Source organism: Mesorhizobium sp. WSM4311, assembly GCF_002295115.1.
Taxonomy (GTDB): Bacteria; Pseudomonadota; Alphaproteobacteria; order Rhizobiales; family Rhizobiaceae; genus Mesorhizobium.
In genome coordinates this window covers 56851-76116 of sequence record NZ_NSFV01000012.1, presented here as the reverse complement: position 1 = coordinate 76116, position 19266 = coordinate 56851, and the positions used below count along the sequence as shown (strand labels likewise).

Annotated in this window: 20 protein-coding genes; 18 read left to right on the top strand and 2 right to left on the bottom strand. The window is 64.3% G+C overall.

What is annotated here, in order from left to right; translation table 11 throughout:
• Positions 1–9: 9 nt before the first annotated feature.
• The 3 genes from CK226_RS26500 (at position 10) to CK226_RS26490 (ending at position 2161) form a co-directional block, all read left to right on the top strand.
• Positions 10–465: an Lrp/AsnC family transcriptional regulator gene (locus tag CK226_RS26500; protein ID WP_095793457.1), complete on the top strand. Its 456-nt coding sequence runs from the start codon at positions 10–12 to the stop codon at positions 463–465.
• Between the two features lie 82 nt (positions 466–547).
• Positions 548–1276 (top strand): class I SAM-dependent methyltransferase, encoded by a 729-nt coding sequence (locus tag CK226_RS26495; protein WP_095772046.1) that lies wholly within the window; start codon positions 548–550, stop codon positions 1274–1276.
• Between the two features lie 114 nt (positions 1277–1390).
• Positions 1391–2161 carry a sulfite exporter TauE/SafE family protein gene (locus CK226_RS26490; protein ID WP_095789900.1) on the top strand — a complete coding sequence of 257 codons (771 nt, stop codon included), beginning with the start codon at positions 1391–1393 and terminating at the stop codon, positions 2159–2161.
• A gap of 42 nt (positions 2162–2203) precedes the next feature.
• On the opposite strand, the gene CK226_RS26485 is transcribed toward CK226_RS26490, so the two are convergent.
• The gene (locus tag CK226_RS26485; protein WP_095793456.1) at positions 2204–2755 is read right to left on the bottom strand and encodes a DUF2269 family protein; all 552 of its coding nucleotides are present in this window, start codon (positions 2753–2755) and stop codon (positions 2204–2206) included.
• Positions 2756–3077: 322 nt separating this feature from the next.
• Here CK226_RS26485 and CK226_RS26480 point away from each other — a divergent pair, with 322 nt between their 5' ends.
• From CK226_RS26480 to CK226_RS26455, 6 genes are all read left to right on the top strand, one after another.
• The gene (locus CK226_RS26480; protein ID WP_095772049.1) at positions 3078–3458 is read left to right on the top strand and encodes a hypothetical protein; all 381 of its coding nucleotides are present in this window, start codon (positions 3078–3080) and stop codon (positions 3456–3458) included.
• 369 nt (positions 3459–3827) lie between these two features.
• Positions 3828–4361 carry a DUF1465 family protein gene (locus CK226_RS26475; RefSeq protein WP_095772050.1) on the top strand — a complete coding sequence of 178 codons (534 nt, stop codon included), beginning with the start codon at positions 3828–3830 and terminating at the stop codon, positions 4359–4361.
• A gap of 93 nt (positions 4362–4454) precedes the next feature.
• Positions 4455–4967 carry a crossover junction endodeoxyribonuclease RuvC gene (ruvC, locus tag CK226_RS26470; RefSeq protein WP_095772051.1) on the top strand — a complete coding sequence of 171 codons (513 nt, stop codon included), beginning with the start codon at positions 4455–4457 and terminating at the stop codon, positions 4965–4967.
• Between the two features lie 13 nt (positions 4968–4980).
• Positions 4981–5601, top strand: coding sequence for a Holliday junction branch migration protein RuvA (ruvA, locus tag CK226_RS26465; protein WP_095772052.1), 621 nt, complete (start codon positions 4981–4983; stop codon positions 5599–5601).
• Between the two features lie 43 nt (positions 5602–5644).
• Positions 5645–6682 (top strand): Holliday junction branch migration DNA helicase RuvB, encoded by a 1038-nt coding sequence (gene ruvB, locus CK226_RS26460; protein ID WP_010912034.1) that lies wholly within the window; start codon positions 5645–5647, stop codon positions 6680–6682.
• A gap of 158 nt (positions 6683–6840) precedes the next feature.
• Positions 6841–7737, top strand: coding sequence for a metallophosphoesterase (locus CK226_RS26455; RefSeq protein WP_095793455.1), 897 nt, complete (start codon positions 6841–6843; stop codon positions 7735–7737).
• Between the two features lie 15 nt (positions 7738–7752).
• On the opposite strand, the gene CK226_RS26450 is transcribed toward CK226_RS26455, so the two are convergent.
• Positions 7753–9003 (bottom strand): cellulase family glycosylhydrolase, encoded by a 1251-nt coding sequence (locus tag CK226_RS26450; protein WP_095793494.1) that lies wholly within the window; start codon positions 9001–9003, stop codon positions 7753–7755.
• Positions 9004–9137: 134 nt separating this feature from the next.
• Here CK226_RS26450 and ybgC point away from each other — a divergent pair, with 134 nt between their 5' ends.
• From ybgC to ftsH, 9 genes are all read left to right on the top strand, one after another.
• Positions 9138–9608 carry a tol-pal system-associated acyl-CoA thioesterase gene (gene ybgC / locus CK226_RS26445; protein ID WP_095793454.1) on the top strand — a complete coding sequence of 157 codons (471 nt, stop codon included), beginning with the start codon at positions 9138–9140 and terminating at the stop codon, positions 9606–9608.
• A gap of 423 nt (positions 9609–10031) precedes the next feature.
• Positions 10032–10742 (top strand): protein TolQ, encoded by a 711-nt coding sequence (tolQ, locus tag CK226_RS26440; protein ID WP_019861737.1) that lies wholly within the window; start codon positions 10032–10034, stop codon positions 10740–10742.
• 10 nt (positions 10743–10752) lie between these two features.
• Complete coding sequence (gene tolR, locus CK226_RS26435; RefSeq protein ID WP_027023582.1) at positions 10753–11205, top strand: protein TolR; 453 nt, start codon at positions 10753–10755, stop codon at positions 11203–11205.
• Between the two features lie 7 nt (positions 11206–11212).
• Entirely contained in the window at positions 11213–12370 is a 1158-nt protein-coding gene (locus CK226_RS26430) for a TonB family protein (protein WP_019861736.1), read from the top strand.
• A 41-nt stretch (positions 12371–12411) separates the two neighbouring features.
• The gene (gene tolB / locus CK226_RS26425; RefSeq protein WP_095789896.1) at positions 12412–13722 is read left to right on the top strand and encodes a Tol-Pal system beta propeller repeat protein TolB; all 1311 of its coding nucleotides are present in this window, start codon (positions 12412–12414) and stop codon (positions 13720–13722) included.
• Between the two features lie 234 nt (positions 13723–13956).
• Entirely contained in the window at positions 13957–14463 is a 507-nt protein-coding gene (gene pal, locus CK226_RS26420; RefSeq protein WP_013892538.1) for a peptidoglycan-associated lipoprotein Pal, read from the top strand.
• Between the two features lie 212 nt (positions 14464–14675).
• Positions 14676–15788 carry a tol-pal system protein YbgF gene (gene ybgF / locus CK226_RS26415; RefSeq protein ID WP_095793453.1) on the top strand — a complete coding sequence of 371 codons (1113 nt, stop codon included), beginning with the start codon at positions 14676–14678 and terminating at the stop codon, positions 15786–15788.
• Positions 15789–15846: 58 nt separating this feature from the next.
• Complete coding sequence (tilS, locus tag CK226_RS26410) at positions 15847–17214, top strand: tRNA lysidine(34) synthetase TilS (RefSeq protein WP_095793452.1); 1368 nt, start codon at positions 15847–15849, stop codon at positions 17212–17214.
• 122 nt (positions 17215–17336) lie between these two features.
• A complete protein-coding gene (gene ftsH / locus CK226_RS26405) occupies positions 17337–19265 on the top strand; it encodes an ATP-dependent zinc metalloprotease FtsH (protein ID WP_019861731.1) in 1929 nt (642 codons plus the stop codon).
• The last annotated feature ends 1 nt before the right edge of the window (position 19266 follow it).

The following is a 19266-nucleotide window of genomic DNA, read 5'->3' as shown; positions in this document are numbered from 1 at the left end:
AAATCTGAAATGCTTGACGATCTCGACCGAAATCTCCTCGAAATCCTAGTACGGGATGCGCGGACTTCACTGAAGGAACTGGCTGCCCAGGTCGGGCTGTCGTCGCCGAGCGTTTCGGAGCGGCTGCGACGGCTCGAGGAGCGCGGCGTCATCCGGGCGTTCACAGTCGAGATCGATCCGCTGGCGCTCGGCTATACGCTGCAGGCGATCGTGCGCATCCGGCCTTTGCCGGGCAAGCTGCACATCGTCCAGAAACTGATCGAGGAGATCGCCGAGTTCGGCGAATGCGACAAGGTGACCGGTGACGACTGTTTCGTCGCGCGGCTGTTCGTGCGCTCGATCGGCGACCTCGACGGCATTCTCGATCGCATTGCCGACAAGGCCGAGACCAGCACCGCCATCATCAAGGCGCAGCCGATCCGGCGGCGGCCGCCACCGCTCGGGGTTCCATCTTCTTCGTCTTGACTCCGTATGGCAGTGGTGGACAGGCGCGATCAGTCCACTAAATGTCAGCCCGCCAGATGATTTGCCGAGAGACGAGGAAGACATGGCACAGAATATCTACGACCAACCGGATTTCTTCGCTGGCTACAGCCAGCTTGGCCGGTCGATCGAAGGCCTTGGCGGCGCCGCCGAATGGCCGGCGCTGCGCGCCATGCTGCCGGACCTCGGCGGCTTGCGGATCGTCGACCTCGGCTGCGGTTTCGGCTGGTTCTGCCGCTGGGCGCACGAGCATGGGGCGAGCCATGTCCTGGGGCTGGACCTGTCGGAGAAGATGCTGGCTCGGGCGAGGGCCGCCGGCCCGGACACCGGCATCATTTATGAGAGGGCCGACCTCGACCAGCTCAGCCTGCCGCGAGCCGGCTTCGATCTCGCCTACAGCTCACTTGCGCTGCATTATGTCGAGGATGTCGCGCGGCTGTTCAGGACGGTGCACAAGGCGCTGTCGCCCGGCGGGCATTTCGTCTTCTCGACGGAGCATCCGATCTACATGGCTCCGACCAGGCCCGGCTGGGCGGTCGATGCCGAAGGCCGCAGGACATGGCCTGTCGACCGCTATCTGGTGGAGGGTCCACGCAAGACCGACTGGCTGGCCAAGGGCGTGGTGAAACATCATCGCACCATCGGCACGACGCTGAACGCGCTGATCGTGTCCGGTTTCGCGATCGAGCATGTGGAGGAGTTCTGTCCGACAGACGCGCAGATCACGGCCAGGCCGGAACTGGCGGAAGAGCTCGATCGGCCGATGTTCCTGCTGGTCTCGGCCCGGCGATAGGCACGAGCCGGACATTGGCGGGTGTTCGGCAACCTGTCGGGATTTACAGTCGCCCCAAGCGCAATTCTGGGCTATTCAGGCGTTGACGCCTTCCCTCCAGACCAGCTCCTCCCCATGTCAGGCCTGCTTCTCGATCCGTGGTTCTACGCGGCCGCCATTCCGGCGGTCATTCTGGTCGGCCTGTCCAAGGGCGGCTTCGGCGGCGCCGTCGGTTTCGTCGGCGTGCCGCTGATGGCGCTGACCATGCCGCCGGTGCAGGCAGCCGCCATCCTGCTGCCGATCCTGTGCCTGATGGACATTGTCTCGGTGTGGACATGGTGGGGCGTCTACGACCGCAAGATGCTGGTCGACATGATGCCGGGCGCCGTCATCGGCATCGGCCTTGGCTGGCTGACGGCGGCTTTGGTCACCGAGGAAGCGGTGCGGCTCATCGTCGGCGCCGTTGCCATCATCTTCGTGCTGCGCTGGCTTTATCTGCAGTTCCGCCATGGTGCCGACCACGCCGCCGAACCCAACCGCGTGGCTGCGGCGATCTGGGGGACGGTCGCCGGCTTCACCAGCTTCGTCGCCCATGTCGGCGGCCCGCCCTTCCAGGTCTATGCGCTGCCGATCCGGCTCGACCCCAAGGTCCTGTCGGGCACCGCTGCGATCTTCTTTGCCGCGACCAATGCGCTGAAGCTCATCCCCTATTTCGCGCTCGGCCAGTTCGACACCGCCAACCTGACGGCGTCGGCCGTGCTGATGCCGCTGGCGCCGCTTTCGACGATCGCCGGCGCCTGGCTGGTGCGGCGCATGCGGCCGGAGATTTTTTATCCCTTCACCTACGCGACCGTGGCGGTCGTGGCGCTGAAGCTTTTGTGGGACGGCCTCGCCGGCCTGATGTAGACAGGCGAGGCGGCTCGTCGGCCGCTCTCACCGTCAGGGAGATCAGGCGGCGCTCGGCACGAGGCGACGGCTGCCGCCAAAGGCCAGTATAGCGCCCGCTGCCATGACCAGCGCCATGCCGGCGAGGATGCCGATATCATGCATGGTCGGCTTGAGCACCATGTCGGCGACGATCACCAGCATCACCGCATAGTCGAAGCGTGCCGCGCTCATCATGCGCTGGCCGATGGCCAGAACAGCCGGCGTGATGCCCTCGTTGGCGATCATCGCGCCCATGCGCTCGCCGGTCGGCTTGAAGATTAGCATGCCGATCGAGAAGGTCGTGGCGTAGCCGGCCAGGCCGATGATGATCCACAGGTCGGAGAAGCCGACCCAGAAGCCGCACATGATGAGGCCGAAGATCAGGGTCAGCATCGACATCGGCGCGAAGAAACGCCCGCCCAGCTGCCCGCTGGCCCGTATCGCCTGAAGCTTGTCCTCGATGTTGCCGGCGCGCTCGGCAAGCACGCCGAGGAGGAACAATACGAAGCCGCCTCCGACCCACAAAATGGCCGAGGTGACGTGGAGGAATTTGACGATCGAGTACCAGTCCATGGCTTGCTCCGGGTAGGTTTGCGGTGGAGCGGATTTGCGCCAGCCGTCAGAGGAGCGGGCGTTTAGCGCGGCGCGTGTTTCGGAACGATGTCGCGGAAAACCCGGCTCTGTTTCGGCTACCTTTTTCGCGGGCATAAGCTGCAACGACCGCAGATGCCCAGATTCGTTTCTGCTAATATACGAAGTGTCGGGAGGGGTTTGGCGCGACATCGTCCGGAAACATTGCCAATGCTAGTGCGCCGACGCCGGGAGCCGGTGGCGACAGGAATCGCCTGACAATCAACCCATTCCCGCAGACGGGAAGAGGCAATCGAGGGGACATATGCAAGGGGTAGCACGGAATTTCTTCACGCTGGCCATCATCTATGCGCTGTGCGGCATGGCGCTCGGCCTGTCCATGGCGATCAGCCAGGACCATGGCCAGATGCCGACTCACGCCCACACGATGGTGGCCGGATGGCTGATGTCGGCGGTCTTCGCCTTTTTCTACCATCTGTTTCCGGCGGTCGGGCAAAAGACGCTCGCCGTCGTCCATTTCTGGCTGACGGCGATCAGCGGCATCGGCCTGCTGATCGGGCTCTACTTCCTGCTTGCCGGCAATGCCGCGATCGAACCGATGGTGGCGGCGTCCTCGATGGGGTTCTACGCGGCCATGCTGCTGTTTGCCTTCATCGCCTTGCCGGCCGTCTGGAAGAAGGCCTGAATGAGCTTCGGGGCTGTGCTGTTACGGCACAGAAAGGGGGCATTCGGTCAAAAAACATCGGGGCCGTTAAAGGTTCATTAAGCTTTACAGGCGTTTACTATGCGCATCCAGTGATCTGGATTCTTACCGAGTGGTTGGAGCCACTTTGTTTGACGCCTCCCTGTTAAACTCCTGAGAGCCGCCTTATCCGCGGCTCTTTTTTTGTCCGCATTCCAGGGACCCTGACGCAACGGCCCGCCGTTAACCTTCTGTTAAACATGTGCTTGCCTTCACCCCGTGCAAAGCGCATTTTCAAGCTTCAGTCAGATAGGGTGCCGGGTGTATCGGCAGAGAACCGAATCGGCCGGTTGCAAGTGCAGGGGCGTATCAATGAACGAGCCTTCGAAGGGCAGTGCGAACACCGTCAAACTGGCGGAGCGTCGGGTTTTTTCGCACTCCTTCAAACCGCTCTACCAGGAAGGCATGGGGCTGGTCGAACAGGCGGCCGAGTATCTCGACGGCAAGGGCCGCGCCGAGGCCAAGAAGCTGTCCCGGCTGGCGGCCACGCTCTACGCGGCCGAATCGATGCGGCTGACGACCCGGCTGATGCAGGTGGCCTCATGGCTGCTTTTGCAGCGCGCGGCCAATTCCGGCGAGATGACCCGCGACCAGGTCGCTTCGGAAAAGTCCAAGGTGCGCCTCGATACCGCTTCCGCGCATGATGAAGCCGCCGGCTGGGCCGAATTGCCCGAGGAGTTCCTCGACCTGGTCAACCGCTCGCTTCGCCTGCAGGCATTGGTGCGCCGCATGGACGACGAGATCTACGGCGCCGGCGCCGTGGTCGACATGCAGCCGATGGGCCGCCGGCCCAATCCGGTTTCCGACCAGATCAGCCTGCTCAACACGGCGTTCGCCCGCAACTGAGCGGCTTCGGACTATTTCCCGCCGGATAGGCCTCCGTTTCCGGTTTGTTCACATTTCGCTGGCATCGCTGTCCCCCGGAGGTAAAGTGACCGGATGGGGGACGCGATTCGCATCATCGGCATCGATCCGGGGCTCAGGCGCACCGGCTGGGGCATCGTTGAGAGCCTCGGCAATTCCTTGCGCTTCGTCGCGTCCGGCACGGTGCGCTCCGAGGACAAGGCGGCGCTGGCGACGCGGCTCTGCCAATTGCATGACGGGCTCGCCGAAGTCCTGCATGCGGCAATGCCGCATGAGGCGGCCGTCGAACAGACCTTCGTCAACAAGGATGCTGTGGCAACGTTGAAGCTCGGCCAGGCGCGCGGCATCGCTATGCTGGTGCCGGCGCGTGCCGGCCTTGTCGTCGCCGAATACGCGCCCAATGCGGTGAAGAAGGCGGTCATCGGCGTCGGCCATGGCGACAAGAAGCAGATCCACATGATGGTGAAAGTGCTGCTGCCCAAGGCGACCTTCGACACCGAACATGCCGCCGACGCGCTGGCCATCGCAATTTGCCACGCGCACCACCGGCAGAGCGCTGCCTATCGGATGGCGGCATTGGCATCGTGAGGAATTGTTGGGCATGATCGGCAAGCTCAAGGGCACGCTGGACGAGATCGACGAGGATCATTGCCTCGTCGACATTCATGGCGTCGGCTATGTCGCCTACTGTTCGGCGCGCACACTGGCAGCGCTGCCTTCGCCCGGCGAGGCGGTGGTGCTGTTCATCGAGACCTATGTGCGCGAGGACATGATCCGGCTTTACGGCTTCCAGTCGGCGCTGGAGCGCGAATGGTTCCGGCTGTTGATGAGCAATGTGCAGGGCGTCGGCGCCAAGGTGGCGCTCGCCATCCTGTCGACGCTGGCGCCCGCCGATCTGGCCAATGCGATCGCGCTGCGCGACATCGCCATGGTTTCCCGCGCGCCTGGTGTCGGCAAGAAGGTGGCCGAGCGCATCGTCACCGAATTGAAGAACAAGGCGCCGGCCTATGCGGGCGCGGCCTCGGGCACCATCGGCCTGAAACAGGAGCTCGGTGAAGGTGTCGCCCCGGCCCCGATCACCGACGCGGTCTCGGCGCTGGTCAATCTCGGTTATTCGCGCGACACCGCCGCCAATGCGGTGGCCGCGGCGCTGAAGACTGCGGGCGAGGACGCGGATGCCTCGAAGCTTATCCGCTTCGGGCTGAAGGAACTGGCGCGGTGAGGGCTCGCTTGCCCCTCCTCTTGCCATATGCAAGGAAGACAGCATGAGCCTGTCGCCCCGTCTCATAGCTCCGGAAAAACGCGGCGAGGATGCCGATCAGACCTTGCGGCCGCAAACACTCGCCGATTTTGTCGGCCAGGCGGCGGTGCGGGCCAACCTCAAGGTCTTCATCGAGGCCGCCAAGGGCCGCAACGAGGCGCTCGACCATGTGCTGTTCGTCGGGCCGCCGGGGCTGGGCAAGACGACGCTGGCGCAGATCATGGCGCGCGAACTCGGCGTCAATTTCCGCTCGACGTCCGGGCCGGTCATCGCCAAGGCCGGTGATCTCGCCGCACTGCTCACCAATCTCGAAGAAGGCGACGTGCTGTTCATCGACGAGATCCACCGGCTCAACCCTGCGGTGGAGGAAATCCTCTATCCGGCGATGGAGGATTTCCAGCTCGACCTGATCATCGGCGAGGGGCCGGCGGCGCGCTCGGTCAAGATCGACCTCGCCCGCTTCACCCTCGTCGCCGCCACCACGCGGCTTGGCCTGCTCACCAATCCGCTGCGCGACCGGTTCGGCATTCCGGTGCGGCTCAACTTCTATACGGTCGAGGAACTGGAGCAGATCGTCCGGCGCGGCGCGCGCATCCTGCAAATGCCGCTCGGCGACGACGGCGCGCTGGAGATCGCGCGGCGCGCGCGCGGCACACCGCGCATCGCGGGGCGGCTGTTGCGCCGCGTGCGCGACTTCGCCTCGGTCGCCGGCGACGGCCATGTCGATCGCCTGATCGCCGACGAGGCATTGACCCGGCTGGAGGTCGACGCGCTCGGCCTCGATGCGCTCGACCGCCGCTATCTCTCGATGATCGCCCGCAATTTCGGCGGCGGGCCGGTCGGTATCGAGACGATCGCCGCCGGCCTGTCCGAGCCGCGCGACGCCATCGAGGACATCATCGAGCCCTATCTGATCCAGCAGGGCTTCATCCAGCGCACGCCGCGCGGGCGCATGCTGACGGCCAATGCCTGGCGCCATCTCGGCCTCGATGCGCCGAAGGATTTGGCGCAGCAGCAGATCAACCTGTTCCAGGAAGAATAGCCGCCAAGCGTTCAGGCGCGGGTTCCCAGACCAGTGATCAAGGATATGTGACCCATCCTGCGCAAAATCTGCGCGTCTTTGCCGATTTGCCGGCGTAATCGTGGATTTTATCGGACGCGTGCGGGGAATCGAGCGATCGAAGGGCTTGGAGCCAATCCATGATAACCAGACGCGGGTTCCTGCGTTTCATCGGCGGGTCGTTCCTGACGGCTGCCGCGCTCGGCGCCTATGCGGTCGGCATCGAGCCGATGCTATTGACCCATGTGAAGCGCTACGCTCTGTCGCCGCCGCACTGGCCTGATGGCCTGAAGCTGCGGGTTGTCGCGCTCGCCGATATTCATGCCTGCCGGCCGTGGATGACGCCGGAACGTATTGCTTCGCTCGTCGAAGACGCCAATGCGCTGCAACCGGACCTCATCGTGCTGCTGGGCGACTACATTGCCGGCATGCCCCTGGTGACGGGACCGGTGACGCCGTCGCAGTGGGCCTCCGCCCTGTCGGGCCTCAAGGCGCCGCTCGGCGTTCTGTCGATCCTTGGTAACCATGATTGGTGGAGCGACGGCTTTGCGCAGCGCGCCGGCGCGGGTCCAATCATCGCACGCAAGGCCCTGGAAAAGGCCGGCATCCCGGTGCTGGAGAACGATGTCGTGCGCCTGGAAAAGGATGGCCATGGCGTTTGGATCGCCGGCCTTGCCGACCAGCTGGCGCTGCTGCCGGCCAGGAGGGGCGACGACTGCAAGGGGCTCGACGATCTCGACGGCACTTTGGCCAAGGTTGGCGATTCCGCGCCGATCATCCTGCTCGCCCATGAGCCCGATATTTTTCCGACCGTCCCGTCGCGGGTTTCGCTGACCCTGTCGGGCCACACGCATGGCGGGCAGGTGCGGCTGTTTGGCTATTCGCCCGTCGTGCCGTCGCGTTTCGGCAACCGCTACGCCTATGGCCATGTCGTCGAGAACGACCGCAATCTGATCGTCTCCGGCGGGCTCGGCTTCAGCATCATGCCGGTGCGTTTCGGCGTGCGCCCGGAGGTCCTGCAGATCGACCTTGGCTGATTTGAACGACATTGCTCAGGGAAGCGAGCGGATCACGTCCATCACATCCGGCTCGGCCTTGTCGCCATTGAAGGCATCGACGATGCCGAAGGCGCCGCCATAGCTCCACACCGACCATGAGAAACCATGCGCCTCGGCGCGGGCGATCATGTCCTTGACGTAAGCGGCGCGGTACCGTGCCGGCATTACATAGGCATTGCCGTATTCCTGGCGGATCATGCCGAACTCGCCAAGCGTGATGTTTTCGGGCCTGATGCCGTTGGCCTTCGCCCATGCCTCGACCTTTTTGAACGGCGCGTCCATCAGGCCTAGCAGCTTGCCGGGGCTGTCCATGCTGGCGATCTGTTCGTCGAGATAGGCAAGCAGCCCGCTCTGCCGTGTCCACGGCGCTTCGGCCTTGATCCGGGCGCGGATGGTGTCGAGCGTGACGTCGAGCTGCGCCTTCGGCACAGCATCGAGCGGATAGGGCAGGCCGGTCACATAAGGGATAAAGTCGCCTGCCCAGGTCGCGCCCTGGTGGGTGAGCAGGAATGGATCATAGGAATGGAATGTCCAGATGACATTGTCGTCGGGGATCGCCTTGGGATCGATCTTCTCCAGGGACGAAGCGGCGGAATAGCAGCCGCCGGTCAGCACCAAGGTCAATTTCGTCGCCGAGGATCGTGCCGCGGCGAACAATTTGCGCTGGCGGTCCGGCCACAGGCTGGTGCCGTCGCTGTCGCAGTCGACGATCGGTTCGTTCATCAATTCGAAGGCGACCTGGCTCGGATCTTCGCCGGCCAGGGTGCGGGCCACCTTGCGCACCATGTCGACGTAGCGGTCGAAGGTCTGGGGATCGTCCATTACCTGCGCCATGCCGATCTTGCGGCTGCCGCCGGCCGGGATCAGGTGCATGTCGACGATCACCTTCAGGCCGGCGCGGTTGATCATGCGCACGGAGTCCAGCACGCTGCCATAGAGGTCTCCACGCAACGCCGTTGTCTGGTCGGACAGGAAAGGCGACGGGTCGACCGGCATGCGCAGGAAATCGAAACCCGCTTCCTTGAGTGCTCTGAGATCGTCGGCCTTGAGGAATTTGCGCCATTCCGGATAGGGCAGTATGGTCTTGGCGGCGCCCCACTGATCCTCGCCGGGCCAGGTGACCCACTGGTCGAGATTGAGGCCGCGCTTCATCGCAAAAGTAGCCGCCTGACCAGGCAGCGCCAAGGCCATCAGCAACAGCAGCGCCGCCATCAAGCTCTTGATCATCGCCCTCAACAGTGCCATCCGATGTTTCTGGAGCATGATCTCTGGCCAAACGGAAACCCGTTTGGCCGAGAAAACCGGTTCCCAGTTTTCGGGATCATGCTCTAGGTCACGCGCGGAACAGGTGCCTCGCCGCGACTGAAAAAGGAAGCGCAATGGACGATCATGGTGAATCGGCGACGCTGCTGGCCGGGCTTTCCGGCGCGCTGACGGCGTTCGGCCACCGGCTGATGGCGCGGGTCTATTATGCCGACACCGATTTCTCCGGCGTCGTCTACCACGCGCGCTATCTCGAATTTCTCGAGCGCGGCCGCTCCGACTATCTCAGGCTCACCGGCGTGCATCACACGGAACTCGCCGACGGCAAGCATGGGGAGAAGATCGTCTGGGTGGTGCGCCGCATGGAGATCGACTTCCGCAGTCCCGCCCGCATCGACGACATCCTGACCGTCGACACCCGCACCGACACCATTTCCGGCGCGCGCATCTTCATGGCGCAGCAGCTCAAGCGCGGCGACGAGGTGCTGGTCGAAGCCAGGGTCGAGGCGGCGATCATCGGCGAGAATGGCCGGCCGCGGCGTTTTCCCAAGGAGTGGGTCGCGGCGTTCATGCCCAAGGCGGGCTGATATTCAGGTGATGCCGGCCGGCAAACGGCGGCTTCCTGCGCTTCCCCGTTCTACTGCGACGCAGCAGAACGGCGCTCCCAGAAGTACGCTCCGCTCCGGTTCTCGGAGCCCACCGTTTTCGACTGGCCTAACCTGAATCTCACCCACCTTTGAGCGGCGCATGAGTTGACGCAGGCCCGGTTCGGGGACTGGCAGGCGCGGCAATGCGCCGCGCCTTATTCACTAACCCATCCTTAACCATAACGGTTCATGAAGAGATTGGTGAAGATTGGCGCTACCGAGCGCCTTCCTTTCACCAATATTTGCCCTGAAAAGGCCGCTAACGGCACGGTTTGGGGCGTCCGGTAGCTTCGTGCGAACCGACCACAAGGGATGCCAGGGGCCAGCCGCCAGCTTCGCCCGGAAAATCTTAAGGACGTAACGATGGAAAATATCGCACTCGCCGAACCGGGCGCGCAATTGTCGATTTGGGCGCTGTTCATGCAGGCCAGCTGGGTGGTCAAGCTGGTCATGATCGGGCTGCTCTGCGCCTCGGTCTGGACCTGGGCGATCATCATCGACAAGCTTGTTGCCTATGGCCGGATGCGGCTGGCGCTGAACCGCTTCGAGCAGGTCTTCTGGTCCGGGCAGTCGCTGGAGGAACTCTACCGCACACTCGCCGACCGCAAAACCTCAGGCATGGGCGCCATTTTCGTCGCCGCCATGCGCGAGTGGAAGAAGAGCTTCGAGAAAGGCGCCAAGACGCCGCTCGGGCTGCAGACCCGCATCGACAAGGCAATGGACCTGGCGCTGACCCGCGAGATGGAGAAGCTGGAGGGCCGCCTCGGCTTCCTCGCCACCACGGGCTCGGCGGCCCCGTTCATCGGTCTGTTCGGCACGGTCATCGGCATCATGACCTCGTTCCAGGCCATCGCCGGCTCCAAGAACACCAGCCTTGCGGTTGTCGCACCCGGCATCGCCGAGGCGTTGCTGGCGACGGCCATCGGCCTGCTCGCCGCCATCCCGGCGGTCATCGCCTACAACAAGCTGTCATCGGATGCGAGCAAGCTCGCGGTGCGCATGGAAGGGTTCTCCGACGAGTTCTCCGCCATACTCTCGCGCCAAATCGATGAAAAAGTCGCGCCGAAGGCCTGAGGAGTAGCTGATGGGTATGTCCGTAGGCATGGCGGGACGCGGCGGGCGCGGCCACAGGCGGCGCGGCCGTCACCATGGGCTGATGTCGGAAATCAACGTCACGCCGATGGTCGACGTGATGCTGGTGCTTTTGATCATCTTCATGGTCGCCGCACCGATGCTGACGGTCGGCGTGCCGATCGACCTGCCCGACACGCAGGCCAAGGCGATGAATGCCGACACGCAGCCGATCACCGTTTCGATCAACGCCACCGGCCAGATTTATCTCCAGGAAACCGAGATCCCGATCGAAGAGCTGGTGGCCAAGCTGCAGGCGATCTCGAAGACCGGTTACGAGGAGCGCATCTTCATCCGTGGTGACAAGTCCACCGACTACGGCACGGCGATGAAGGTGATGGCCCGCATTTCGGCCGCCGGCTACAAGAATATCGGCCTGGTTTCGCTGCAGGAACAGGATCAATAGACGCGCGATGAAGACCGGCCTCACCACATCGGTGATCTTGCACACGGCGGTGCTGGCCTTCGGCCTGTTCACGCTGTCGGCGCCGGCCGCGCTTCCGTCCGCCGATGTCGAGTCGGTCGCGGTCGACATCGTGCCGATGGAAGCCATCGCGCAGACGCTGCAGGGCGACAAGAAGGCCGTGATGCATGAAAAGCCGGCGCCGCTGCCGACGCAGCGCCCGGATATCGTGCCGGCTTCGCAGAAGGTCGGCGAGAACAGCGTCGACACCGACAAGCCGATAACGCCGGAGGCCAAGCCGAAGCCCGTCGACATGACCTCGGCCCCGCCGCCCGCGCCGACCCCCAAAGAGACGCCGAAGACCGAGGACGTACCGAAGCCGCAGGAAAAGCCGAAGCCCATTCCGGCGACGGAAGTGGCGCCCGCGCCGACGCCCAAGGAAGAGGTCAAGCCCGAGCCGGTCAAGCAGACCGAGCCGAAGCCGACGCCGGCCAAGCCGGCGCCGACCCCGCCGCCGCAGGACAAGACCGCTGCCATCGATCCGACACCCGAGGTCAAGCCGGATGCCGTCGCCGAGGCCATAGCCAAGGATCCGCCGACCGAAGAGACGCAATTGCCGAGCTCGGCGCCCGCGCCGGAAGCGCGGCCGAAGCCACAGCCGGCACAGGCTGAAAGCGCCAAGGCGCCTGAACGCAAGGATGCCGACAAGCCGGTCAAGGAAGCGTCGTCGAAACCGAAATCCGACGACAAGCAGTTCAACGCGAACGAGATCTCCGCGCTCCTCGACAAGCAGAAGCCGTCCGGCGGCGGCGCCAAGCGCTCGACGCAGCAGGCCTCGCTCGGCGGCGACAAGGATCAGGGCCAGAAGCTTTCGAAGTCGGAGCAGGGCGCTCTGGAAAGCCAGTTGGGTGGTTGCTGGACATTGCCTGTCGGCCTCGAGGGTTCGGAGAATTTCGTCGTGGTCGTGCGCTTCAACCTGGACAACTCCGGCAAGCTCGATGGCCGTCCGTCCGTTGAAAAGTCGAGCGGCAACCGGCAGTTCGATGAAAGCGCGGTTCGTGCGGTTCAGAAATGCGACGTGGCCGGCCTGCAGGTTCCTGCCGGCAAGCAGGACATCTGGAACGACATCCGGGTCACTTTCGATCCAAGGGAGATGCTCGGCCTCTAGGCCTGGCGCCCAACCAATCAAAAGAAGAGAAGCGAGAAGATATGAGATCCTTCCTCAAGCCGCTCCTGATGGTCGCAGCGATGGCGATGGGCATGACGGCGGTAGTCCCCATGCCGGCGTGGGCGCTCGTCGAGCTCAACGTCAACAAAGGCAATGTCGAGCCGCTGCCGATCGCCATCACGGATTTCCAGGGCGGCGACGCGCTTGGCGCGCAGATCTCTCAGATCGTCACGGCCGACCTGAAGCGCTCGGGCCTGTTCGCGCCGATCGACAAGAGCGCCTTCATCGAGAAGATCTCGAACCCGGATGCCGCACCCCGCTTCGACGACTGGAAGGTGATCAACGCGCAGGCGCTGGTCACCGGCAGCGTCAGCAAGGAGGCCGATGGCCGCATCCGTGCGCAGTACCGGCTTTGGGACACTTTCGCCGGACAGCAGATGTCGGGTGAGCAGTTCTTCGCCAACGACGCCAACCAGCGCCGCGTCGCCCACATCATCGCGGACGCCATCTATGAACGGCTGACCGGCGAGAAGGGCTACTTCGACACGCGCGTGGTGTTCATCGACGAATCCGGCGCCAAGAACGCGCGCAAGAAGCGCCTGGCCATCATGGACCAGGACGGCGCCAATGTCCGCTATCTCTCGGACGGCCGGTCGATCGTGCTGACGCCGCGTTTCTCGCCGAACCGGCAGGAAATCACCTACATGTCCTATGAGAGCGGCCAGCCGCGGGTCTATCTCCTGCAGATCGAGACCGGGCAGCGCGAACTGGTCGGCAATTTCCCCGGCATGACGTTTGCGCCGCGCTTCTCGCCCGACGGCCAGAAGGTGATCATGAGCCTGCTGCGCGACGACGGCAATTCCAACATCTTCGCCATGGACCTGCGCAGCCGCTCGACGACGCGGCTGACCAACTCGACCGCCATCGACACCTCGCCCTCCTATTCGCCCGACGGCAGCAAGGTGGTGTTCACTTCCGACCGCGGCGGCCGCGCGCAGATCTATGTCATGGGCGCCGACGGCTCGGGCCAGACCCGAATCTCCTTCGGCGACGGCGTCTATTCAACGCCGGTGTGGTCGCCGCGCGGCGATCTCATCGCCTTCACCAAGCAGACCGGCGGCGAATTCCAGATCGGCGTCATGAAGACCGACGGTTCCGGCGAGCGCATTCTGTCGTCCGGTTTCCAGCAGGAAGGACCGACCTGGGCGCCAAACGGCCGCGTGCTGATGTTCTTCCGCGACTCCAATGGCGGCCCGAAGCTGGTTTCTGTCGATCTCACCGGCCGCAATGAGCAGCCGATCCCGACCGCGAACTTCGCGTCGGATCCGGCCTGGTCGCCGCTGCTGGAATAGCGTCGGCCGAATTGCCACACATGCTGAAAAGGGGCCGTTTCGGCCCCTTTTCCATGCCTTCGTCGCGTTTTGGCCGCATTTCCGCCTAGGGTCCGCGCCAACTGTGACCCCGATCAAAAGGTTGCGGACGGGCAGCCTAAACCAAATTTTAACCGTGTTTCTTGAATGCCGGTTAACCCAAACGTGGTTACTGGGTGATCAACGAAATCACTCGAAATGCGAAGGAGAGGCGGCATGGGCCGTATCGCAGCACTTACCAGAAACCCGGTCATGATCGCGCTGGTGGCGATGCTCGCCATCGCCGGTTGCGCTTCGAAGAAGACGCCCAACAGCGCCGCCGATCTTGGCCTCAACGGTGCCGGCGCCGCAACGCCCGGCTCGGCGCAGGACTTCACCGTCAACATTGGCGACCGGATCTTCTTCGATACGGACTCGTCCTCGATCCGTGCCGATGCGCAGACGACGCTGGCCCGCCAGGCGCAGTGGCTGAACCAGTACAAGCAGTACGCCATCGTCGTCGAAGGTCACGCCGACGAACGCGGCACGCGCGAATACAATCTGGCGCTCGGCGCCCGCCGCGCCGCCGCCGCCCGCGACTTCCTCGTTTCCAAGGGTGTCGCTTCCAGCCGCCTGAAGACCATTTCCTACGGCAAGGAACGTCCGGTCGCGGTGTGCGACGACATCTCCTGCTGGTCGCAGAATCGCCGCGCCGTCACCACGCTCAGCGGCGCCGGTTCCTGAGTTGGCCGCGCGTCGGGAGACGCGATCGCGCCGACTGGCAAAAATGCAACACAGCTTCGCGAAAGGCGGCCTTCGGGCCGCCTTTTTCATATCCGGGTGACCGAAACAAAATTTGGCCGAAGTCTCGCGTCCTGCTATGAGCCGAGGGCGCCTGGCTGGTCCCATCCTGATTGGAAGGCGCGAACAGACTAACGACACACGGCGAGAGGCACATGCATTTGAGATCGGTTCTGAGCGGCACGCTTGCGGCGCTGCTCCTATCAGGCTTCACCGCCCTGGCAAGCGGTCCGGGGGCAAGCGCCCCAGGGCAGTCAACCGACAGCGGCTTTTCCTTCCATCTGCCGAGCATCGAGTTGCCGAGCCTCTTCGGCGACAAGAAGAAACCCGACCAGGTCCAGCTTGCGCAGCAGTCGAACGGCGCCGGCGCCACCGGGCTCGAGGACCAACTGCGCCAGATGAACGGCAAGATCGAAGAGCTCAATTTCCAGATCCTGCAGATGCAGGAACAGATGCGCAAGCAGCAGGAAGACAACGAGTTCCGCTTCCAGCAGCTTGAAGGCGGCGCGCAAGGCGGACAGCCTCCGGCGCAGAAGAAATCCGACGCCACCCCCGACACCAACGCCGACGTGGCGGCGGCCCCGGCTACCCAGGCTCCGGCCGATGCCGGCGCCGCGCCCGGCGGCAATCAGTCCGCGGGCGGCAAGACTGTCGAGGACGTCATCGTCGAATCGCCCGATGGCGACCCCGGCAAGGTGATCCCCGGCACGGGAGCCCCGGAAAAGACCTTTGGTTCCATCACCGTCGACAAGAACGGCAATGTGATCGATGCCGGCGGCAACACCCAGTCGACCGCGCCGGCGCAAGATGGCGCCCCGGCCACCGGCGCTCCGGCCAAGGCCGGCAAGTCCAATGGCACGATCGTCGCGGCGCTGCCCTCCACCAAGGACCCGGAGGAACTCTACCGCAATTCCTACCAGTTCATCCTGTCGGGCGACTACAGCACCGCCGAACAGGGTTTTCGCGATCATATCTCGCGCTTCCCGCGCGATGCGAAGGCGGCGGACGCGCATTACTGGCTGGGTGAATCGCTGCTTGGCCAGCAGAAATACCGCGACGCGGCCGAAGTCTTCCTCGCCGCCAGCAAGGACTACCCCAAGGCCAAGAAGGCGCCCGACATGCTGTTGAAACTCGGCGTGTCGCTGGTCGGCCTCAAGCAGCACGACGTCGCCTGCGCCACCTTCAGCGAAGTCGGCAAGCGCTACCCCGACATCTCCAGTGCCCTGAAGGAACGCGTCAAGCAGGAGAAGGCCCTGGCTGCGTGCTGATTTTTCCCAGGCATGTCTTGGTCCTTGGACCGCGACCGCCTTTGGACGACATGCGTTGATGCTCGACACCGAGCCTGATCTTTCGACCAGACTTTTTTCGCCTATCGATTTTACCCGCGGCGCCATTGCGGCCGTGTCCGGCGGCAGCGACTCGACCGCCCTGCTTCTCCTTCTCAAACAGCATCTCGACCGAACCGCATCGTCAGCGAAGCTGCTGGCCGTGACGATCGACCATGGCCTGCGCCAGGGTTCGGCAGCCGAGGCGCAAGCCGTGGCGAAGCTGTGCGCCGAGCGCGGCATTGCCCACCGCACCCTGACGTGGTCCGGGCGCAAGCCATCGACCGGCCTGCCGGCGGCGGCGCGCGAGGCGCGCTACCATCTGCTGGCCGAGGCGGCGCGCGCGGAAGGCATCGGCCTGATCGTCACCGGTCATACCGCCGACGACCAGGCCGAGACGGTGCTGATGCGGCATGCACGCGGCCGGGAGCTTGCCGACATTGCAGGCCGTGGGCTTGCCGGCATGGCGCCGGCCACCCTCTATGACTGGCGCGAGTGGATCGTTCGCCCACTTCTGGAGATGCGGCGCTCGGCGCTTCGCGATTTCCTGCGGCATGAACATGTTGGCTGGGCCGATGACCCGACCAATATCGACGAGGCCTTCGAGCGGCCGCGCGTGCGCGCAGCACTTGCCGGCGAAAGTGCCGGCCACATGGAGAATGCGCTGCGGCTCGCGGGCCAAGCCGCCGTCGAGCGCAGGCAGCTTGGCGCCAGCGCTGCCGATCTGATCCATCGCTTCGCCAGCCAGCCGTGCACGGGTCTCGTCCGGCTCGATCCGGCAATGCTGACCGCGGACGACGGCCGGGCGCCCGCCTATGCGTTGCGCATCCTGCTGGCCACCGCCGGAGGCGGTGCCTTCCTGCCGGACCAGGCGCGCAGCGAGGCGCTGTTGGGCCGGCTGAAGGCCGGATTTCTTTGCGCCACATTGTCGCGGACGGTGGTCGATTTCCGGCGAACCGGTCTCTTCCTGCGCCGCGAGGCGCGGGGTTTGCCGCCCGCCGCAACCGCTGTCGACAACACCATCTGGGACGGCCGCCGCCACATCACATTGAACGACAGGTCCGGCGCATTGTTGATCGCACCGTTGGGCGTGACAGCTGCGAGGCGGCTGGCGATCGATGATGGAAAAACCCCGGCAAGCCTGATGCGCGCCGCAATGGCCGCGGAACCGACATTGCGACAAGCCCTTGAAAAGCCTGGTTCGCCGCAGGGCGGGCCGGGGTCGCTGGCGTTCGCGGCGCGACCGGTCGTGTCGCCTTTTTCCCGCTTTCTGCCGTCCTTCGATCTGGCGCCGGCGCGGGCCGTCGCCGAACTGATCGGCGCGTCACCGCTTCCCGCTTCGCCATTGGGCGGCCACAGTGCCGATTGATGGTGGCCGAAAGCTTAACCCAGACGTGCTGTTCTGCTTGGCAAGGGGAGACGCTCTCCCTATGTTAGGCTCAAGTTTCCTCTCATGATGCTGTCCGTGCGCGGACGCCAACGGGACAATTGATGAATCCGAACTATCGCAACCTCGCGCTCTGGGCGATCATAGCGGTCCTGCTCATCGCTCTCTTCAATCTGTTCCAGACGCCGCAGACGCGCGGGGCTTCGAGCGATGTGCCTTATTCGCAGTTCCTGCAGGATGTCGCGGCCGGCCGGGTCAAGACGGTGACCATTGCGGGCGCCCGCATCACCGGCACCTACACCGACAATTCCACCGGCTTCCAGACGTATTCGCCCGGCGATCCCCAGCTGGTCTCGCGGCTGCAGGACAAGAACGTCACCATCAATGCGCGGCCCGAGACCGACGGTTCCAATTCGCTGTTCGGCTACCTGATCTCCTGGCTGCCGATGATCCTGATCCTCGGCGTCTGGATATTCTTCATGCGCCAGATGCAGTCTGGATCAGGGCGCGCCATGGGTTTTGGCAAGTCGAAGGCCAAGCTTCTGACGGAGGCGCATGGCCGCGTCACGTTCCAGGACGTCGCCGGCGTTGACGAAGCCAAGGAAGATCTGGAAGAGATCGTCGAGTTCCTGCGCGATCCGCAGAAGTTCCAGCGTCTCGGCGGCAAGATTCCGCGCGGCGTGCTTTTGGTCGGCCCTCCCGGCACCGGCAAGACGCTGCTCGCCCGCTCGGTCGCCGGCGAAGCCAACGTGCCGTTCTTCACCATTTCGGGTTCGGACTTCGTCGAGATGTTCGTCGGCGTCGGTGCATCCCGCGTGCGTGACATGTTCGACCAGGCCAAGAAGAACGCGCCCTGCATCATCTTCATCGACGAAATCGACGCGGTCGGGCGCCACCGCGGCGCCGGCCTCGGCGGCGGCAATGACGAGCGCGAGCAGACGCTGAACCAGCTGCTGGTCGAGATGGACGGCTTCGAATCCAACGAAAGCATCATCCTGATCGCCGCCACCAATCGTCCCGACGTGCTCGATCCGGCGCTGCTGCGTCCGGGTCGTTTCGACCGCCAGGTGGTGGTGCCGAACCCCGATATCGTCGGCCGCGAGAAGATCCTCAAGGTGCATGTGCGCAACGTGCCGCTGGCCCCCAATGTCGATCTCAAGGTTGTCGCGCGTGGCACGCCGGGCTTCTCCGGCGCCGACCTGATGAACCTTGTCAACGAATCGGCGCTGATGGCGGCGCGGCGCAACAAGCGCCTCGTCACCATGGCCGAGTTCGAGGACGCCAAGGACAAGATCATGATGGGCGCCGAACGCCGCTCATCGGCCATGACCCAGGCCGAGAAGGAGCTGACCGCCTATCACGAAGCCGGCCACGCCATACTGGCGCTCAACGTGCCGTCGGCCGACCCGCTGCACAAGGCCACCATCATTCCGCGTGGCCGCGCGCTCGGCATGGTCATGCAGTTGCCGGAAGGCGACCGCTATTCGATGAGCTACAAATACATGATCTCGCGCCTTGCCATCATGATGGGCGGCCGCGTTGCCGAGGAGTTCAAATTCGGCAAGGAGAACATCACTTCGGGCGCCTCTTCCGACATCGAGCAGGCAACCAAGCTGGCGCGCGCCATGGTCACGCGCTGGGGCTTTTCCGACAAGCTCGGCCATGTCGCCTATGGCGACAACCAGGAAGAAGTGTTCCTCGGCCATTCGGTGGCGCGCACGCAAAACATCTCGGAAGAGACCGCGCAGATCATCGACGCCGAAGTGCGTCGCCTGATCGACGAGGCCTATTCGACAGCAAAGTCCATCCTGACCAAGAAGAAGAAGGAATGGATCGCGCTGGCGCAGGGCCTGCTCGAATACGAGACGCTGTCGGGCGACGAGATCAAGCAGCTGATCGCCGGCGAGAAGCCCGCGCGCGATCTCGGCGACGACACGCCGCCCAGTCGCGGCTCGGCCGTGCCGAAGTCCGGCGGCCGCCGCAAGAAGGGTCCCGAGCCCGAAGGCGGCATGGAGCCACAGCCGTCAAGCTGAG